The organism is Hymenobacter sp. 5516J-16, assembly GCF_022919335.1.
Lineage (GTDB): Bacteria > Bacteroidota > Bacteroidia > Cytophagales > Hymenobacteraceae > Hymenobacter > Hymenobacter sublimis.
The window spans coordinates 493,137-511,218 of record NZ_CP095058.1 but is presented as its reverse complement, the minus strand read 5'-3'; the positions used below and the strand labels follow the sequence as shown (position 1 = coordinate 511,218).

The following is an 18,082-nucleotide window of genomic DNA, read 5'->3' as shown; positions in this document are numbered from 1 at the left end:
TACAACGTCTTCAACATCTCCACCGCATTCGTATTCCTGGGGTTAAGCTCCACGGACTTCTTATAGTTGGCTTTCGCCAGCTCTTTGTTGCCGGAGGTGAGGTAGGCTTCGGCGAGGCTGTCGAAGGCGTTGCCGCTCTGGGGTAGAGCACGGTGTTGAGTTTGAAGACTTCCAGGGCTTTCTGAATTTCGCCCTGGCGCAGCAGGGTGTAGCCCCAGCTGTTCAGGTCGCTTTCGGAGTGGCGGTAGTCGGTTTCGCGCTTCTTTAGCTCGTTGGTGGCTTCCACGGAGTAGCGGAGGCTGCGCTGGAGTAAGTCGGCGCGTTGCTGGGGGCCGCGGGTGGCGGCGTAGGCTTTGGCAATGGCACTGACTGCCAGGGCGGGATTCTCGTGGAAGAGGTAGTGGCCGCAGCCATAGGCCGTGAGGAGTTCCCGGTTAGGCTGTGCCGCGGCGAACTGCTGATGGCAGGCTTTCCAGCGGGCGGCTTCGGTAGGATTAGGTATGAAAAATTGCTCCGCTACCACGTCCATAACCGGGACGCTGGCCGGAAACGGGGCATTGCGGACGGCCTGCACGGTGGCGGGGTAGTTGAGGGTTTGGTAGTAGCGGCCCCGGTGCTCGGTTTTGTTTTTGGCAATGTCGGCCTGCATGTCGCGCATCATGCCCGCGAGGAAGTCATCGGTGGCGAAGCAGGGTAGCATGGCATCCAGGAGCACCACGGCCTTTACCTGCTTGGGGTGGCGGGCGGCGTAGAGCGAGCTGTACCAGCCGCCATAGGAGTGGGCTACTAGCATAATTTCCTTGCCGTAGCCCAGCTTTTTGAGACCGGTTTCCAGCCCCTGCATGCCGCTCAGGATGCCGTGCTGGGTGTCGTCAGCTTCCCGGGATACTTCGCTTTTCCCGAACCCGGCCCGGTCGTAGGTTATTAGGGTAGTGCCCGTTACCTGGGCCAGGGGTTTCAGCAGCTGCTCCCACACGCGGGCATCGTCGCCGCCCCCGGCTTCGAAGAGAATCGGTGTGCCTTGGCCTTTAACGATGTGGAAGTGGAGGCGGTAGCCGCCTACGTCCACCAGGGTGTCAACGGTCTGGGCATGCCCGCGCTGGGGGACTAGCGGCAACAGGCAAAGCAGGAGAGCGGCCAAATAAAGCTTCATCAGGGTAAGGATAGAAGGGTGGGTATAGGATAGGGAGGTGATTCGGCGGCGGGAAGTTGCTTCGAGTCACAGGTTATAAAGGCCCAAGTAGAACGTCATGCAGAGGCGCAGCCGAAGCATCTCGCTCGAATCGTTAGGTAGTAAATCAGACATCAGCACGCGAGATGCTTCGCTGCGCTCTGCAGGACGTTCTACTTGGGCCTATTCAGTACTGAAAGGCTGTGCAAAAAAGCCATTTTCACTGGTCATTCCGAGCCCAAGCGAGGAATCCGGGTTGACCATCAGGAGCCAGACCCAGATTTCTCACTTGGGCTCGGAATGACAAACTATGGTGTTACCTTCTACCAGCGGCCTTAGCTACTTCCTATCCGCTGGCGCAGTCCTGCCCCGCCACAAGGCCAGTAGCCCCAGGGCCGGCCCGATGGCTAGCGGCAGCAGCAGATAACGCGGGTTGAGGCTGCGGGAGAGCAGGCCGGTGAGCTGGATGCTGGCAATGGTGAGGGCAAAGCCCAGGCAGTTGACGATGGTGAGCGAAGTGCCCCGCGAAGCGGCCAGCGCGTGCTGCGCCACCAGCGTGGAAAACAGCGGCGAATCGGCCACTACTACTACCCCCCAGAAAAACAGAAACCCCAGCAGCAACGCCACGGAGCCGCTGCCCAGCATCAGCGGCGACACCACGCAGCACACCCCCGACAACGCCAGCGCCGCCGTGGCCACCGGGCGCGGCCCCAGCCGCTGGGAAAGCAGCCCGCTACCCACGCAGGCCAGGCTGCCTACCCCAATAATCAGAAACGAGAGCAGCGGCACGGGCAGCTCCGCGCCAGGGTGGGCGCGGTTGTAGGTCGCCAGCAGCACCGGTACAAAGGCCCAGAACGTGTACAGTTCCCACATGTGTCCGAAGTAGCCAAAGGCCGCCGCCCGAAACGGCCGCTCCCGAAACCCCGCCAGAAACGCCGTGAACTTCAGTTGCTGCCCGGCGCGGCGGTGGGGCCCATCGGGCACCAGCAGCACCAACGCCAGGCCGCCCAGCAGGGCCAGGGCAGAGGTAGCCCCCGTTACGTATTGCCACGGCAGCTGGGCGGTAGCGGCCTTCAACAGGTGGGGAAAGGCCGTGCCCAATACCAGCGCCCCACCAGAAACCCCAAGGACTTACCCAGGCCAGCCTGGTAGTAATCGGCGGCTATTTTCATACCCACCGGGTAAATGCCCGCCAGGAAAAACCCCGTCAGGAACCGCAGGGCCAGCAGCTCCCCGGCCCCGATGCCATTGCCGTTAACGCCCAGGTTGCACAGCGCTGCCAGCAGGGCACTCCCGAAGAACACCCGTGAGGGCGAGAATCGGTCGGCTAGGGCCAGCAGGGCGAAGGTGAGCGTGCCGGTAATGAAACCCAGCTGCACGGCGCTGGTAAGCGTAGCCACAAAACTGGGTGGTAGGTGCAGCTGGGCGGCTATGTCCGGGGCAACGGCGTTGCCGGCAAACCACAGGGAGGTGCAGAAAAACTGCGCCACCACCAGGGTTGGTAGAATACGGGGCATGAAGGGTGAGCAGAACGGGTGGGGTAGGAGCGGAACCAGTCAGCAAGTTGCCGAAAGTTCTGACGCGGTGGCCCGTAACCTTGAGCAGAAAGCAGGACGTTTTAAAGGGCTGTTAACTACCACCTGTTATTCTGAGCAGCGCGAGGAAGCTGGAGTTACTGCGAGAGGGTAGCCCAGATTCCTCGCGCTGTGCGGAGCGACAGGTGAGATGTTGCCGCTCCCGTTACTTAGAGGTGTCGTAGGCCAGCTCGTAGTACTGGTTGCCGTTGAACTCAAACTCCCGGATAACTTCAAGGCCCAGCTTTTGAGTATGCGCGGCATAAGAGCGGGTATTGATGCGGTTGATAAACGTGACCAGCACGGGGTAGCGCACCGCCATCTGTGCCCTGGAGAAATCAAATATTCTTTCCAGCACCCCGCTACCCCGGTGGGCCTTATCAATGCAGATGGGGCCGTACTGGTAGCTGTTCGCGGTGCTGAGCTGCCGGCCCGCGTAAGTCAGCGTCGGTAGCTGCGCTATCATGTAGGCGAAAATCGGCCACCCGGACCAGAACTGCCACGAGGCCGCCATGACGTACGCTACCACCTGCCCCTCATGCGTGGCAACAGTCAGGCCCTGCTCTTGCTCAATAAGCTGCGTGAGCTGCTCCCGGGTGAAAGCGGTAGTTACAAACCCATCCGGCTTGTCTTCCTCGGCAATGGTGGCCAGCTGGTATTTCTGGTGCAGGGCCAGCACGCCGTCAATGTCTTCTAGACTAGCAAGTTTGAACTCCATAATAGGGGTAGGGGAAATATGGTCAAGAAGCACAAGCTACTAATTCGTTGTCATGCTGAGCGAAGGCGTAGCCGCAGTCGAAGCATCTCTACCTCTGACTAACTTCTAATGGGAGGACGAACCGGGAGAGATGCTTCGACTGCGGCTACGCCTTCGCTCAGCATGACGTTCTGGTGAGTTGCTATTTACAGCATAGCAGTAACCCCGAGCCGTGCTGCGCCTTTATTTCTTACCCTACATCAAGGTCCCGCCACCTAAGCCGGGGTACTTTTGTTCTGTAGAAACTACTAACCCAGCGCACCGCCACGACTTCCTGAAAGTCCGGGCCGCGCTACCCTTTGCCGCTGCTATGAACTCCCTGCAAGACCTTCATAAAACCGCCAGCTCCTTCCAGCAAACCGCCAAAATGCCCGTGCTTTTCGTGGGCACGGCTCCCCATGAATGCCCTGGCCGACAACCCGTTCACCCAAACTCTGCACCAACTGGGCCAAGACATTCGCAACCGGCAGCCGCCGCGGGCGGTGCTGGTGGTGTCGGCGCACTGGCTCACGCGCGGCACCTTTGTGGCCGTGAATGAGCGGCCCGAAACCATCCACGACTTCGGCGGCTTTCCCCAGGAGCTGTTCGACATGCAGTACCCCGCGCCCGGCGCCCCCGATGTGGCCCGCGAGGTACTGCAAGCCTTGCCCGACGCCCACCCCACCGACGAATGGGGCCTCGACCACGGCACCTGGACGGTGCTGCACCACATCTTTCCCGAGGCTGATATTCCGGTGTTTCAGCTCAGCATCGATTACTACAAGCCCATTACCTACCACGCCGAGCTGGCCCGGCGGCTGCAGTTTCTGCGCCGCCGCGGCGTGCTCATTCTGGGTAGCGGCAACATCGTGCACAACCTGCGCCAGAGCATGCCCCACTTCATGCAGAACGATGCTACGCCCCACGCCTGGGCCGTGGAGTTCGACGCCTGGGCCAAAACCAAGATAAACCAGCGCGACCTAGCAGCTCTGGCCCACTACCAGCAGGCCGGCGCCAGCGGCCCGCTCTCCGTACCCACCCCGACCACTACATCCCCATGCTCTACAGCCTGGCCCTAGCCGAGCCCACCGACGACATCCGCCACGCCTACGAGGAGGTAAGCTTCGGCGGCATGAGCATGCGCACGTTTGTGGTAGGGTAGGCAGTGAGCCTCGTTGGTGAACTGAGTGTGTGTTGGTAAGTGTGTTAGGTGCTTCCTATTGAGTTGTAGACTACTTATTTTTTTCCGCGCCCTACAATTACCCCCTTATACCCTGGGGTAAGTAAACAGTCAGTAAAAGGCACGTCATGCAGAGCGGAGCGAAGCATCTCGCGTGCTGACGTTGCAATGCTAACCAGACATCAGCACGCGAGATGCTTCGGCTCCGCCTCTGCATGACAATTTCCTTCTTTAAAATCTTTATTGCCTACTCTCTAGCCCATTGTCCTGAGCGTGGCGAAGCATGAAGGACTGCAGAAGCACGTACTGTAATCTGCATTGTCACACTACCCTTGCCTCTCAAGCTAGAAAGCCACCGCTGCTAAGTGCAACGGTGGCTTTCTAGCTTGGTATGCTTTGGCCTACTTCCTGTTGGTAGTCCGGATGGTTTTCACTTCCGCTGCGGTTACCTCACTGGCTTTGTTGCCGAAGTTGCTGCGGACGAAGGTCAGTACGTCGGCAATTTCCTGATCCGTGAGAATGTCGAAAGCGGGCATGACGTTGTTGTAGGGTTCCCCATCAATGTCCTCGTCTTGGAGGCCATTGAGGATGACTTTCACCAGGCGGGTTTTGTCGCCGAGCACGTAGGTGGTGTTGGTGAGGGGCGGGTTCATGCCATCTACGCCGCCACCGTCGGCCTGGTGGCAGGTAAGGCAGTTGCGCGCATAAATGGTTTTCCCGGCCACCACGCCCACGGCGGCCGCGGGGCGCGATTTGGTTTTTGCGTTGGTTTTCTGGGCTGCTGCCGAGTGGCTAAACCAGGCCAGCATGCACAGCAAGGCAAGAATCTGCTTCATTAAAGGGGTTATTTTTTAGCGTAGACGATGCGGTAGATGGTGCCTTTCTTGTCGTCGGTGACGTAGAGCGAGCCATCGGGACCCTGGGCCAGGCCGCAGGGCTTGTGCTCCGGGCGGCCGGCAGCAGCATTGGCCTCAGAGCCAGCAAAGTTATCCGCAAATACTTCCCAATCACCGCTTGGCTTGCCGTTTTTGAAGGGCTGAAACACTACGTAGTAGCCTTTCTGGGGCTCGGGGGCGCGGTTCCAGGAGCCGTGGAAGGCAATGAAGGCGCCGTTGCGGTAGCGCTCCGGGAACATCGTGCCGGTGTAAAACAGCAGGGCATCGGGGGCGGTGTGGGCAGGGTAGGCCGCGGCCGGCTCCAGGTAGTTGCCCGTCGCTTCCTTCTTGCCGTCGCCGCCGTACTCGGGGTTCAACATTTTCTTGCGCTGCTGCCCATCATAATAGAGGTAGGGCCAGCCGGCGTTGTCGCCTCTTTTCAGGGCATACATGCACTCGGCCGGTAGCTCCGCCGACTGCTTGCTGTCGTAGAGGGCCGGAAAGTTGTCGTAGAGCTGGTCGCGGCCGTGCTGCATCACGAAAAGCTGGTTGGCCTGGGCGTTCCAGTCGAGGCCCACCACGTTGCGCAGGCCCGTAGCGTAGCGAATCCCGTTGCCGTAGGTCTGGTTGAGCTTGTCGGCCCGGAACTGCCAGATGCCGCCCGCCGAGTCCAGAATGGGGCAGTTGGGCCGGCCCAGGGAGCCTTTCTGGCGGTCCTTCACCTGGCAGGTATTGGAGTAGGCGCCCACATTCACGTACAGGTTGCCTTCCCGGTCTAGGGTGATGGACTTGCTCTCGTGCTGGCGGCGGTTGAGCAGGCCCGTCACAATTTTCTCGGGCTGCTCGGGGTTTACTACCTCGCCCTTGCCGTTGAGCTTGTAGCGGAACACGTCCTGGTCGGAGGAGGCGTAGAGGTACTCCGGGGTGCTGTACACGCCCGTGCCGCCGTAATTGCCAAAGGCGCTGGCCACCTCGGCCTTGCCGCCACTGGTTTCGCGCAGCATCAGCAGACCCTTGCCGGCCGCGTTGGGCCGGTTCAGCTTCACGAAGATGGTGCCCTGGGGCGTGATGGTGATGTGGCGGGCCCGGCCCCCGGTTTCGGCCACTTTCAGGGCGCTAAAGCCGGCGGGCAGCTTCAGGCCGGCATTGTCGGGGTCGGGCACAACGGTGCTGGCGTGCCGGAGCGCCAGCAGCGCCAGGCTGCCGAGCAGGGCCGGCGCCAGCAGCAGGGAACGGGTAAAGGAGCGTTTCATAAGAAGAAGACGATGGGTCAGTTCAGTAGATAAATCGATGAAAAGGCAAGTAAACCATTTGCCCGGCAAGAAAAGCGCCCGACCACCCGAAAAGCCGTTTCCTTCCCTGCAAGCTGGCCGCCGCACCGCTAGGCCCCGAGGAGCGAAGCCCAAGTTCTACTGGTTGCGGCAGGGTAGGTGTGCGGCCCAAGTGCGCATGTAGCAGCCAGTAGTTCAACCGGAAGGCTACCCTTTCGCAGCTGCTCGGGAGGCTGCGCGGTAGCCTCAAGTTCGCTGCTCTGCCACCGCGTTTGGGCCGGTGCCATCCTTGGCAGCGGTTCTGCCAGGGCAACGGCGGTGAATTGGGGCGGGAGGTGGGCTTGATTGTGATTTGAGGCTTTTTGGAGGAGGCCCTTGGTGGGCGTTCGGGTTCTGGGATGTAGCTTGGGGCGTACTCCTGTTTAGCTTTTTCTCGATGACTCCTCGTTTGAACCGCTACGCCGCGGCCACGGCTTTGGCGCTCCTGCTCTGCACTAACGTCCGGGCTCAGCAGGCGGCATCCGCTGCCGCCACGGGCAAATCCACCACCCACCAGCTCAAGCCTACGCCGGCCACCGTGGCCTGGGGCTTTTACGATGCCGCCGCGAGGCCCGTGCTGCGCATCAAGTCCGGCGACAAAGTGGAGGTGCAGACGCTCATTACCTCCAGCCCCACCCGCCTGGAAGGGGCCGGCCTACCCGCCAGCCAAGTGGAGCAGTCCTTGCGCGACATCCACCAGAGCGTGACCAACAAAGGGCCCGGCGGCCACATTCTCACCGGCCCGATTTACGTGGAAGGTGCCGAGCCCGGCGACGTGCTAGAGGTGCGCATTCGCAAGGTGGAGCTGGCCATTCCCTATGCCTACAACGCCTTCGGACCCACCAGCGGCTTTCTACCCGAGGACTTCGGCTACGCCAAAATGCGCATCATTCCCCTGGACAAAAAGCGCATGGTGGCCCACTTCGCGCCGGGTATTGAGGTGCCCCTACGGCCCTTCTTCGGGAGCATGGGGGTGGCCCCGCCGCCCGCCGCGGGGCGCGTCAACAGCGCCCCGCCCGGCATCCACGCCGGCAACCTCGATAACAAAGAGCTGGTGGCCGGCACTACCCTCTTTATTCCGGTGCACGTGGCCGGGGCCCTGTTCGAAGTCGGTGACGGGCACGCCGGCCAAGGCAACGGAGAGGTGGACATTACCGCCCTGGAAACCTCCCTCACCGGTACCCTGAAGTTTATCGTGCGCAAGGATATGCACCTGACCTGGCCCCGGGCCGAGACGCCCACCGCCTACATTACCATGGGCATCGATGAGGACCTCACGAAAGCCACCAAAATTGCCCTGCGCGAAATGCTGGACTTTTTGATGAAGGAAAAAGGCCTCAGCCACGACGATGCCTACATGCTGGCCAGCGTGGCCGCTGATATGGAAATCACCCAGCTAGTGGACGGCACCAAAGGCGTGCACAGCATGATTCCCAAGAAGATTTTCACTGGCAAGGCCAGTGGCAAGAAGAAGTAAGGGCTTACGGTTTAAGATCATGGAAGAAGCGCCCGGAAGTAGGACAAGGCGCAGAACCGGCCTGCTTGCTACCCTGCCTACCTCCTCCGTAGCAACCATGCGGCGCAAAACGGAGTAGGGCAGAACTTCATTCGGCCAGATAAAGCCTAGCCAGGGAAACCGGCGCGGGCCCTGCTGCCCGCCGCATCTCGGCTCCCGTTGGCTTACGTGTATATTCAGGAGCCCTGAGCACCACTCTATGACGCAGGAACAACTACGCCTCGCAGAAACTACCGCCCGCACCGCCCCCTGGAAAAAGTTTGGCCCCTACCTCACGGAGCGCCAGTGGGGCACGGTGCGCGAAGACTACAGCGCTGAAGGCAACGCCTGGGACTACATTACCCACGACATGGCCCGCAGCAAGGCCTACCGCTGGGGCGAGGAAGGCCTCGGCGGCCTCAGTGACGACCAGCAGCTGCTCTGCTTCGGGCTGGGATTGTGGAATGGCAAGGACGAAATCTTGAAGGAGCGCCTGTTCGGCTTGACCAACGGCCAGGGCAACCACGGCGAGGACGTGAAGGAGCTGTACTACTATTTGGATAGTACGCCCACGCACTCCTACATGAAAATGCTCTATAAGTACCCGCAGCGGGCGTTTCCGTACCGTAAGCTGATCAGGGAAAACGGCCGCCGCAACCGCCAGCAGCCGGAGTATGAACTGACGGACACGGGCATTTTCAGCAAAAACCGCTACTTCGACGTGTACATCGAGTATGCTAAAGCTGGCCCCGAGGACCTCCTGATGCAGGTAACGGTGCACAACCGCGGGCCTAAAGTAGCCTCGGTGCAGGTGCTACCCCAGTTCTGGTTTCGCAACACCTGGGCCTGGGGCTACGACGCTACCCGCCCCGTGCTGCGCGAAACGGCCCCCGGCACCGTGCTGGCCGAGCACCCCGCCCTGGGCCGCTACCACCTCTACTACGACCAGGCACCCCAGCTGCTGTTCTGCGAAAACGACACCAACGGGGCCCGCCTCTACAACCTGCCCGCCGAAGGCCGCCACTTCAAAGACGGCATCAACGACTACGTGGTGGACGGTGACGCTGAGGCCATTAACGCTGAGCAACGAGGCACCAAAGTAGCGGCCCAGTATTTCCTGAAATTGCAGCCCGGCCAGTCGCAGGTAGTGCGCCTGCGGTTGCGCCAACCTGACTGCGAAGAGCCTTTCCTGGATTTCGACCACATCTTCGCGGCCCGCCGCCACGACGCCGACGAGTTCTACGACTGCATCCACGAAAATATTACCGACCCGGATGCGCGCAACGTGCAGCGCCAGGCATTTGCCGGCATGCTTTGGAGCAAGCAGTTCTATTACTACGACGTCACGCAGTGGCTGCAGGGCGACCCGGCCGTGCTCATGCCCCCGCCCGAGCGCCACAAGGGCCGCAACCGCCACTGGGGCCACCTGCACAACGCCGACATCATCTCGATGCCGGACAAGTGGGAATACCCGTGGTACGCGGCCTGGGACCTGGCCTTTCACTGCATTCCGCTGGCCATGGTCGATGCCGAGTTTGCCAAAAGCCAGCTCCGCTTGCTCACCAAGGACTGGTACATGCACCCCAATGGCCAGCTGCCGGCCTACGAGTGGAACTTCTCCGACGTGAACCCGCCCGTGCACGCCTGGGCTACTTGGCGCGTGTACCAAATGGACAAAAAGCTCCGCAATGGGCTAGGCGACGCCACCTTCTTGGAAAGCGTATTCCATAAGCTGGCCCTGAACTTTGCCTGGTGGGTGAACCGCAAGGATAAAAGTGAGCGGAACATCTTTGAGGGCGGCTTTCTAGGCCTGGACAACATCGGCGTGTTCGACCGCTCGGCCCCATTGCCTACCGGCGGCTTTATTGAACAGTCGGATGGCACGAGTTGGATGGCCATGTTTGCGTTGAACATGATGCGCATGGCCCTGGAGCTGGCCAAAACCAACCCGGTGTATCAGGAGCTGGCCGGCAAGTTCTTCGAGCACTTCCTCTACATTGCCGATGCCATGACCCGCGGGGGCGACGGCCTGTTCAACCTCTGGGATGAGGAAGATGGCTTCTACTACGACGTGCTGCACACCCCCGACGAGGAGCGCACCAAGCTCAAAGTCCGCTCCATTGTGGGGCTGATTCCGCTGTTTGCCGTGGAAGTCATCGACCAGAGCCTGCTGGACGCCATGCCTGAATTCACGGAGCGGGCCCGCTGGCTGATGGAAAACCGCCCCCACCTGGCCCAGCTGGTTTCGCGTTGGGAGGAGCCGGGCAAGGGGGCCCGCCACCTGTTGAGCCTATTGCGCCGCTCCCGCCTCAAAAAGCTGCTGACCCGCATGCTCGACGAAACGGAGTTCCTCGCCGATTACGGCATCCGGGCCATGTCGCGCTACCACCTGGAGCACCCCTACGTGTTCAGCACCGAGGAAGACGACTTTGCGGTGCAGTACGTGCCGGGCGAGGCGGAAAGCAGCATGTTCGGGGGCAACAGCAACTGGCGCGGCCCCATCTGGTTTCCCATCAACTACCTCATCATCGAGTCGTTGCAGCGGTTTCACTTCTACTACGACGACAAGTTCAAGATTGAGTATCCCACCGGCTCGGGCAACCTGCTCAACCTGCAGCAAGTAGCGGCGGCCCTGGCTGGCCGGCTTACCAAACTCCTGCTCAAGGACGAAACCGGCCGCCGCCCCGCCCTCGGCAAGAATGAGCTGCTGCAAACCGACCCGCACTTCCGCGACAACCTGCTTTTCCACGAGTACTTCCACGGCGACACCGGTCACGGCCTCGGGCCAATCACCAAACCGGCTGGACTGGCCTAATTGTGCGGCTGCTCCAACTGCGGGAGCAAGGAGTAGCATCGTGAGATGGTGAAGTGTGCGTGAGCCCAAGCGGCTCGCCTAGCTAACAAAAGCACGTCATGCTGCGCTGGCGAAGGACCTAATTACGGCAGTACGATACTCGGCGTACCGACTCGCTCAAATATGATTAAGTCCTTCGCCAGTGCAGCATGACGTATGGAAGTAGGAGCAGATGATGCCTTAGCAGAGATGGGTACTGGGTAGGCAAAAGTGGACGATGGGCAGCTGATGTCACTTTGAGTGCTGGCGTCCTTAGCAGACGCAAACAAAAAACCGGCTAGCTGCTTTAGATAGCCGGTTCTTCAACCTCGCCTTTCCTATGAGCTACCCCAACGCCGTTACACTTACCGCTTCCGACAATACCCAGCTGAGCGCCTACACTGCCTTTCCAACAGATGGTGTGGGTCCGCAGCCGGGTATTATTCTGTTGCAGGAAGCTTTCGGCGTGAATGGCCACATCCGCAACGTGGCCGACCGGCTAGCCCAGGCGGGCTACGTCGTTATTGCCCCGGAGCTGTTTCACCGCACGGCGGCAGCGGGCCTGGAACTTCCCTACTCCAACTTTGCGGCGGCCATGCCCCACTACCAGGCCATTACCAAGGAGGGCCTAACGGCCGACGTGCAGGCCTGCTACCACTGGCTGCGGGGCCAGCCAAACGTGACGGATAAAATAGGCAGCATTGGGTTCTGCTTGGGTGGCCGGGTGTCATTTCTGACGAATGCCGTGCTACCCCTGGCGGCGGGTGTATCATACTACGGCGGAGGCACTCACTTGCTCACCGACCGTGCAAAGGACCTGCACGCACCCCACCTGTTCTTCTGGGGTGGCCAGGACCAGCACATTAGTTCCGCGCACATAGCCCAAGTTACGGAAGCCCTAGAAGCGGCCGGCAAGCCCTACATCAACACCGTTATTTCCTACGCCGACCACGGCTTCCACTGCGACGAGCGGCCCAGCTACCACGCCCAGGCCGCCGCCGAGGCGTGGGCCCTTACCCTAGCCTTTTTCGAGCAGAAACTGCGCCTGGCCTAACGTCAGTCGCCGCGGGTACGGTTGCCGGAGTCAGTGAGCGAGGTAGTTTTTGCCCTTGTTGGGGCAATGTCAAAGTAGGCCTAAGGGAAACCTAAGATGCCTACTACCAGCCCCGAGCAACGAAACGCCCGAAACTCCAGCGGGAGCTTCGGGCGTGCCAGAAGGGTAGCGGGCCGTGGGCCTTACTTGGCTTTGGCCTGAATCAGCTTGAGTACCTCGGCGTTGCCACCTTCTTTGGCGCTGGCCAGTACGTCTTTGCCATCCTTATCCTTGGCCTTGGGGTTGGCCCCGCTGGCTAGCAGAAACTCTACTACCGCAAGGCTGCCGTTGGCGGCGGCGGCCATCAGGGCCGTGGCATTAAACGAGTCGGGCTTGTCAACCTGGGCCTTGTTCTTCACTAGCGCCTTCACTACCTCCAGATGGCCGTTGCCAGCAGCAATAATGAGGAAGGTGGTGGGAAAGCCCGGCATCATTTCTACGGTAGCGTTGGCATCGGCTCCGGCACTGAGCAGGGCGTCTACGTCGGCGGGCTTATTCTTTATAACGGCCGCGTATACCTTTTGGGTAGGAGTTTGGGCCTGGCTAAAGGTAGTGGCAGCGAGAAATAGCGTAATAGCAAGAAGAAGTTTTTTCATGCCAGGAAATCCAATTGAATAGGGAAAAGAAACTCAAATATACGGTATGCTACTGGAATAGCCCTATTTCAGCGTAAACAATAGGGCGGTAAACATACGGTTGAGCTTCGTGGTTTTCCCACTTACAGCCGGTGCGGTTGTAGAGCGATGGGCTGGGTAGGAAAGGGCAGATGAGGGTTAGTTGTGTAGAATAATTCTAAATAAATTTCATTTCCGACATTCTGTGGGCTTACTTTGCAGCGCTTTAGAATCATTCTAAATACAGAATTCAGCATGAACACACTGCACCACCTGGGACTGATTTCCACGTTATCAGTTTGCGCTTTATCGGCTTCCGCTCAGCAAACCGGTTCTATTAGAGGTACCATCACAACGGCCGACGGCCGGCCGGCCGAAGCCGTTACGGTAGGGCTCAAGGGCCGAGGCCAGGGGGCTATTAGCAACAACCAAGGGCAGTTTGTGATTGAGCGAGTACGCGACGGGCAGTACACGGTAGTCGTAACGGCCGTCGGGCTGAAATCGGAGGAGCGGGCCGTAACGGTCAGCGGCGGGCAGAGTGTATCCCTGGACTTTACCCTCACGGAAAATGCCGAGCAGCTGCGTGAGGTAGTGGTGAACGGGGCCCGCGTGAACCGCTTCGCCCGCAAAGAGTCCATAGACGTCAACAAGATGCCGCTCAGCAACTTGGAAAATCCGCAGGTGTACGCCACCGTGGGCAAGGAGCTACTGACGGAGCAGCTGGTTTTTTCGGTGGATGAGGCCACGCGCAACGCTCCCGGCGTGCAAAAAATGTGGGAGGCCACTGGCCGCTCCGGCGACGGGGCTCGTTCTACGCCTCGCGGGGCTTTGTGGTATCAAGCCAGTTGCGCAACGGTGTGGCCGGCGGGGTCACCAGCACCATTGATGCCGTCAATCTGGAGAAGCTGGAGGTTATCAAAGGCCCTTCGGCCACGCTCTACGGCTCGGCCCTGACCTCGTACGGCGGCCTGCTGAACCGCGTGACCAAGAAGCCCTACGACCGGTTCGGGGCGAGGCCGCCGTGGCGGCTGGCAGCTACGGCTTCCACCGGGCGAGTGTGGATGTGAATACGCCGCTCAACGCCGCCAAAACGCTGGCCTTCCGCCTGAACGGGGCCTACACCTACGAAGACAATTTCCAGAATGCGGGCTACACCGGCTTTGCGAAAGACGTGGCCCTTGCCCCAAGCCTGCAGTTCCAGCCCACCGACCGGCTCACCATCAACCTCGACGCCGAGGTGTACCGGAGCACCAACGTGGGCAAGCAGCTCATTTACTTGTACTTCCTCGATAAGGTCGATAACTTCGGTTTCTCGCGGGCCGATCAGGCCCCGCTCGATTACCGCCAGTCCTACCAAGGGCCGGGCCTGACCCAGGATTCGCGTAGCACCAACCTGTTTGGGCAGGTGCGCTACCGCATTTCGCCCAGCTTCACTTCCACTACCTACCTCACCTCCAGCCGCAGCTACTCCGAGGGCAACGGGCCGTACTTCTATCTGGCCTCCGACATTGCGCTCGGCAAGGGCACCACGCCCGGCGTCAGCAGCCTGATTCGGGCCGACCAATCAACCCAGGACAGCCGCCGCCAGACCTATCAGGTGCAGCAGCTCTTCAACGGCGACTTTCAGATTGGGGCCTACGTAACCGCGTGGTGCTGGGCCTGGACTTCCTCCGTCTCGACTCCGACATTGAGTTTTTTGGCGGTACCATCGATACCGCGCCGCTCAACGTGCCGGGCTATAATTACCGCACCTTCAACAAGAGCACCGTTGACGCCACGTACGCTGCTCAGGCACCGGGGCGCTACCCGGTGACCACTAAAATCAACACCTACAGTGCTTTCGTGTCGGATGTGCTGAACCTGACCGATAAGCTCAGCGTGCTGGCCGCCGTGCGCGTGGACCGCTACGATAACAAGGGCGGCATCCTGTACTTCCCCGTGCCGGCTTACAAGCAGACGGCCGTTTCGCCGAAGTTTGGTTTGGTGTACCAGCCGGTGAAGGACCGGGTGTCGTTGTTTGCCAACTACCAGAACAGCTTTAACAACCAGAACAGCTCCTACCTGAGCACCGAACTACAACCGTTCGTGACCAAGCCCGAGCGCGCTAACCAACTGGAAGGCGGCGTGAAGCTGGATGCGGCCGGAGGACGGCTGAGCGCCACGGTAAGCTACTACGATATTCGGGTGCAGAACGTCCTGCGTACGCTCTACACGGTTACTACCGCCGACAGCGCTACGCTGACGATCAGCGCCCAGGACGGCACCCAGTGGAGCCGCGGGACGGAGCTAAGCCTGACGGCCAACCCGCTGCCGGGCCTGAACCTGGTAGGCGGCTTTGCTTACAACTACTCGAAGTTTGTGAACACCAACGAAAACGTGAACGGCCGCCGCCCGAACACGGCTTCGTCGCCCTACCTGGCTAACCTCTGGGTAAGCTACCGCCAGCCCGAAGGCCCGCTGAAAGGCCTGGGCCTGGGCTTTGGCGGGAACTACGCCAGTGACAATAAGATTCTGAACAGTGTCTCGCAGGGTGTCTTCACGCTGCCCAGCTACACGGTGCTGAACGCCAGTGCTTTCTACGACCTGCCACACTACCGCTTCGCGGTGAAAGTGGATAACCTGACCAATGAGCGCTACTGGATTGGCTACACCACCTTCAACGCCCAAAAGCTACGCAGCATCATTGGCAGCGTGGCGTACAAGTTCTAACCCAACCTTCTTCGCCCATGAAGGCTAAAAAGCTTGTCGGCAAGCTACACCTCTGGCTCGGACTCACGTCCGGGCTAGTGGTCTTTATTGTAAGCCTGACCGGGGCCATTTTCGTCTTTCAGGACGAAATTCGGGACCTTACGGAGCCGTGGCGCAAGGTGCAGGCGCAGGCCACGGCGCCGGTGTTGCCTTCCCGGCTCCAGGCCGCCGCGCTGGCTTCGCACCCGGGCATTGCGGCCTCTACCACGTGGGTGACCTATTTCGGCGCCGAGCGCTCGGCCACGGTCTTTTTCACCGACAAAGCCGGCAACCCCATTCAGGTCTACCTGAATCCATACACCGGCCAGGTCTTGCGCGAGCAGAACCTGCACACCTACTTTTTCAGCATTGTGCAGGAAATTCACATGACCTTGCTGCTGCCGGAGGCGGTAGCGAAATGGGTGGTAGGCAGCGCGGTGCTGATTTTTGTGGTGATGCTGCTGACCGGCCTGGTGCTGTGGTGGCCCAAGCGCCGGCAGGAGCGCAAGCAGCGCTTTACCATTAAGTGGGGCGCCCGTTGGCGCCGCATCAACTACGATTTGCACAACGTGCTGGGCTTCTACGTCGCCAGCATTGGGCTGATACTGGCCCTGACGGGCTTGTTCATGATTTTTCCCTCGGTGCTCACCTCCATTGCGTACGTAACCAACGGCGGACGAACCTACCCCCAGGACCTAATAACGGCCAAAGTAGACACCCTGCGCCCCGTGGCCCCTGCCCTGCGCCCCTCTCCGACGTGGTGTACCAAGCGGTGCGCCGCCGCTCACCCCAGGCGGAAATGATTCTGCTGGGGCCCGCGGGCAACGGCAAAGAGCCCGCCTACTGCTGGGCCTACCGCAAGGCGCTGCATTACTACCACCGCGACGACTACGCCTTTCACCCCGTGTCGGGCCAGGAGTTGCAGGCTAGCTTCCACGCTACCAAAAGCGCCGGCACCCAGCTCACCGACATGAATTACGACATCCATACCGGCCAGATTCTGGGTTTGGGTGGTAAAATCGTGGCCTTCCTGGCCAGCCTGATTTCGGCCAGCCTACCCGTCACGGGCACCATCATCTGGTGGGGCCGCCGCAACAAGGCCAAGAAGCCCCGGAAGCTGCAAACGGCCTGACCCCCGCACTCCATTCGAGTACCCAAGGCTTTGTGGACGTAGGAAATGGTAGAAAAAAGGCCGTCCTGCAGAGGCGGCAGCCGAAGCATCTCGCTCGAATGGTTAGGTAGTAAACCAGACATCAGCACGCGAGATACTTTGGCTTCGCCTCTGCATGACGGTTTCCTAGGTGTCAGGAGACGCCAATACCCACACAGCTTAAAACAGAAAAGCCCGGCACCGCGCCGGGCTTTTCTGTTTTTCATAAGTAAGGCAATTAGGCTGAAACTGAGTTGCCAGCTTCCCGGCCCATGCGCTGGGCCATCATGCTGGCTAGCATAATTTGCAGGGCGTGGTAGAGCATGAGTGGCAGCAGGAGCAGGCCCGTGGCGGTAGTGGCCGGAAACAGCAGGCTGGCCATCACGCTGCCGTGCACCAGAGACTTTTTGGAGCCGCAGAACAGGGCCGTAATCCGGTCCTCGCGGGAGAAGCCCAGCAGGCGGCTCAGCCCCCACACCAGCCCGAAAATAGCTAGGTACAGCCCCACCATGCCCAGGCCCAGCAGTACAATGTCGCGGGCCGCGTAGCTGCGGAAAACGCCCTCGGCAAACGACTCGCAAAAGGCCGTAAACACAATCAGCAGGATTACTACTTGATCCGAAATGCGTAAGGTGCCCTTGTGCTCCTCGGCAAACACGCCGAAGCGGCGGTTGAGCAGCACGCCCGCCACTACGGGCAGAATCACCTGCCATATGAGGCTGGTAGCCAGGCCCCAGAGGTGGCCGCCACCGGCAGAGGTGTGCAGGAACAGGCTGGTCCAGAGCGGGGTAAGGAAAATGCCCAGCAGGCTGCTGATGCTGGCGTTGAAGATGGCCGCCGGTAGGTTGCCCCGCGCAATACTCACCATCACTACGGAGGTAGAAACCGTGCTAGGCAGGGTGCACAGAAAGAAAATGCTTTGCCAGAGCTGCTCACCCTTCAAGCCCGCAAACAGCGGCCGCGCCACCAGGGCCAGCACCGGAAATGCCACGAACGTAATGAGTTGCACTACCACGTGCAGGCGCCAGTTGCGCAGGCCAGCCTTCAGCTTGTCTAGGCTCAAGCGCAGGCCGTAAAAGAAGAAGATGAGCGCCACGCCCGCCGTGGTAATAGCTTTCCACGGAATGGGGCTAGCCTTGCTACCTACCCCCGGAATCAGGTAAGCCAGCACTACTGCCCCCATCAAGCCCAGCAAAAACCAATCGAGCAGGCCCGCCCACCGGAGCAGGGCCACAAAGCGGTTTTCAGTGGGAGCAGGTAGGGTAGGAGGGGAAGTTGGCTGACTCATCGAGCGGTAAAATAAAAGCGTCAGGCTGAAGTAGCC

The 18,082-nt window shown here is 60.3% G+C and carries 15 protein-coding genes and 1 pseudogene; 9 read left to right on the top strand and 7 right to left on the bottom strand.

Features of this window, described 5'->3' with window-relative positions:
- Positions 1–10: 10 nt before the first annotated feature.
- The 3 genes and pseudogenes from MUN84_RS02505 to MUN84_RS02495 form a co-directional block, all read right to left on the bottom strand.
- Positions 11–1,153 carry an alpha/beta fold hydrolase gene (locus tag MUN84_RS02505; RefSeq protein WP_244696508.1) on the bottom strand — a complete coding sequence of 381 codons (1,143 nt, stop codon included), beginning with the start codon at positions 1,151–1,153 and terminating at the stop codon, positions 11–13.
- Between the two features lie 357 nt (positions 1,154–1,510).
- A pseudogene (locus tag MUN84_RS24360) lies at positions 1,511–2,688 on the bottom strand (MFS transporter).
- A gap of 223 nt (positions 2,689–2,911) precedes the next feature.
- A complete protein-coding gene (locus tag MUN84_RS02495) occupies positions 2,912–3,463 on the bottom strand; it encodes a GNAT family N-acetyltransferase (RefSeq protein ID WP_244696507.1) in 552 nt (183 codons plus the stop codon).
- A 437-nt stretch (positions 3,464–3,900) separates the two neighbouring features.
- Between MUN84_RS02495 and MUN84_RS02490 the strand changes: the two genes are divergently transcribed.
- Positions 3,901–4,560, top strand: a complete 660-nt coding sequence (locus MUN84_RS02490; protein ID WP_244696506.1) for a dioxygenase — start codon at positions 3,901–3,903, stop codon at positions 4,558–4,560.
- 502 nt (positions 4,561–5,062) lie between these two features.
- Here MUN84_RS02490 and MUN84_RS02485 read toward each other — a convergent pair.
- Together MUN84_RS02485 and MUN84_RS02480 are read right to left on the bottom strand one after the other, a co-directional pair.
- Positions 5,063–5,497: a c-type cytochrome gene (locus tag MUN84_RS02485; protein ID WP_244696505.1), complete on the bottom strand. Its 435-nt coding sequence runs from the start codon at positions 5,495–5,497 to the stop codon at positions 5,063–5,065.
- Between the two features lie 8 nt (positions 5,498–5,505).
- Entirely contained in the window at positions 5,506–6,789 is a 1,284-nt protein-coding gene (locus MUN84_RS02480; protein ID WP_244696504.1) for a PQQ-dependent sugar dehydrogenase, read from the bottom strand.
- 454 nt (positions 6,790–7,243) lie between these two features.
- On the opposite strand from MUN84_RS02480, the gene MUN84_RS02475 reads away from it, so the two are divergent.
- The 3 genes from MUN84_RS02475 (at position 7,244) to MUN84_RS02465 (ending at position 12,228) form a co-directional block, all read left to right on the top strand.
- Positions 7,244–8,323, top strand: coding sequence for an acetamidase/formamidase family protein (locus MUN84_RS02475; protein WP_244696503.1), 1,080 nt, complete (start codon positions 7,244–7,246; stop codon positions 8,321–8,323).
- A 238-nt stretch (positions 8,324–8,561) separates the two neighbouring features.
- Entirely contained in the window at positions 8,562–11,156 is a 2,595-nt protein-coding gene (locus tag MUN84_RS02470; RefSeq protein ID WP_317239079.1) for an MGH1-like glycoside hydrolase domain-containing protein, read from the top strand.
- Between the two features lie 358 nt (positions 11,157–11,514).
- A complete protein-coding gene (locus MUN84_RS02465; protein WP_244696502.1) occupies positions 11,515–12,228 on the top strand; it encodes a dienelactone hydrolase family protein in 714 nt (237 codons plus the stop codon).
- 182 nt (positions 12,229–12,410) lie between these two features.
- Here the strand turns inward: MUN84_RS02465 and MUN84_RS02460 are convergent, their stop codons facing one another.
- A complete protein-coding gene (locus MUN84_RS02460; RefSeq protein WP_244696501.1) occupies positions 12,411–12,863 on the bottom strand; it encodes an ankyrin repeat domain-containing protein in 453 nt (150 codons plus the stop codon).
- A gap of 273 nt (positions 12,864–13,136) precedes the next feature.
- Here MUN84_RS02460 and MUN84_RS02455 point away from each other — a divergent pair, with 273 nt between their 5' ends.
- The 5 genes from MUN84_RS02455 (at position 13,137) to MUN84_RS22720 (ending at position 16,740) form a co-directional block, all read left to right on the top strand.
- Positions 13,137–13,835 (top strand): carboxypeptidase-like regulatory domain-containing protein, encoded by a 699-nt coding sequence (locus MUN84_RS02455; protein WP_244696500.1) that lies wholly within the window; start codon positions 13,137–13,139, stop codon positions 13,833–13,835.
- On the top strand, positions 13,739–13,948 hold the full coding sequence (locus MUN84_RS02450) for a hypothetical protein (protein ID WP_244696499.1): 210 nt from the start codon (positions 13,739–13,741) through the stop codon (positions 13,946–13,948). The genes MUN84_RS02455 and MUN84_RS02450 overlap by 97 nt, the downstream gene beginning before the upstream one ends.
- Before the next feature lie 580 nt (positions 13,949–14,528).
- Complete coding sequence (locus tag MUN84_RS02445) at positions 14,529–15,590, top strand: TonB-dependent siderophore receptor (RefSeq protein WP_244696498.1); 1,062 nt, start codon at positions 14,529–14,531, stop codon at positions 15,588–15,590.
- A gap of 17 nt (positions 15,591–15,607) precedes the next feature.
- Entirely contained in the window at positions 15,608–16,411 is an 804-nt protein-coding gene (locus tag MUN84_RS02440; RefSeq protein WP_262920616.1) for a PepSY-associated TM helix domain-containing protein, read from the top strand.
- Positions 16,366–16,740, top strand: coding sequence for a PepSY-associated TM helix domain-containing protein (locus MUN84_RS22720; RefSeq protein ID WP_262920615.1), 375 nt, complete (start codon positions 16,366–16,368; stop codon positions 16,738–16,740). Before MUN84_RS02440 ends, MUN84_RS22720 begins: the two co-directional genes overlap by 46 nt.
- A 256-nt stretch (positions 16,741–16,996) precedes the next feature.
- On the opposite strand, the gene MUN84_RS02435 is transcribed toward MUN84_RS22720, so the two are convergent.
- Positions 16,997–18,046, bottom strand: coding sequence for a bile acid:sodium symporter family protein (locus tag MUN84_RS02435; RefSeq protein ID WP_244696497.1), 1,050 nt, complete (start codon positions 18,044–18,046; stop codon positions 16,997–16,999).
- Between the last annotated feature and the right edge of the window lie 36 nt (positions 18,047–18,082).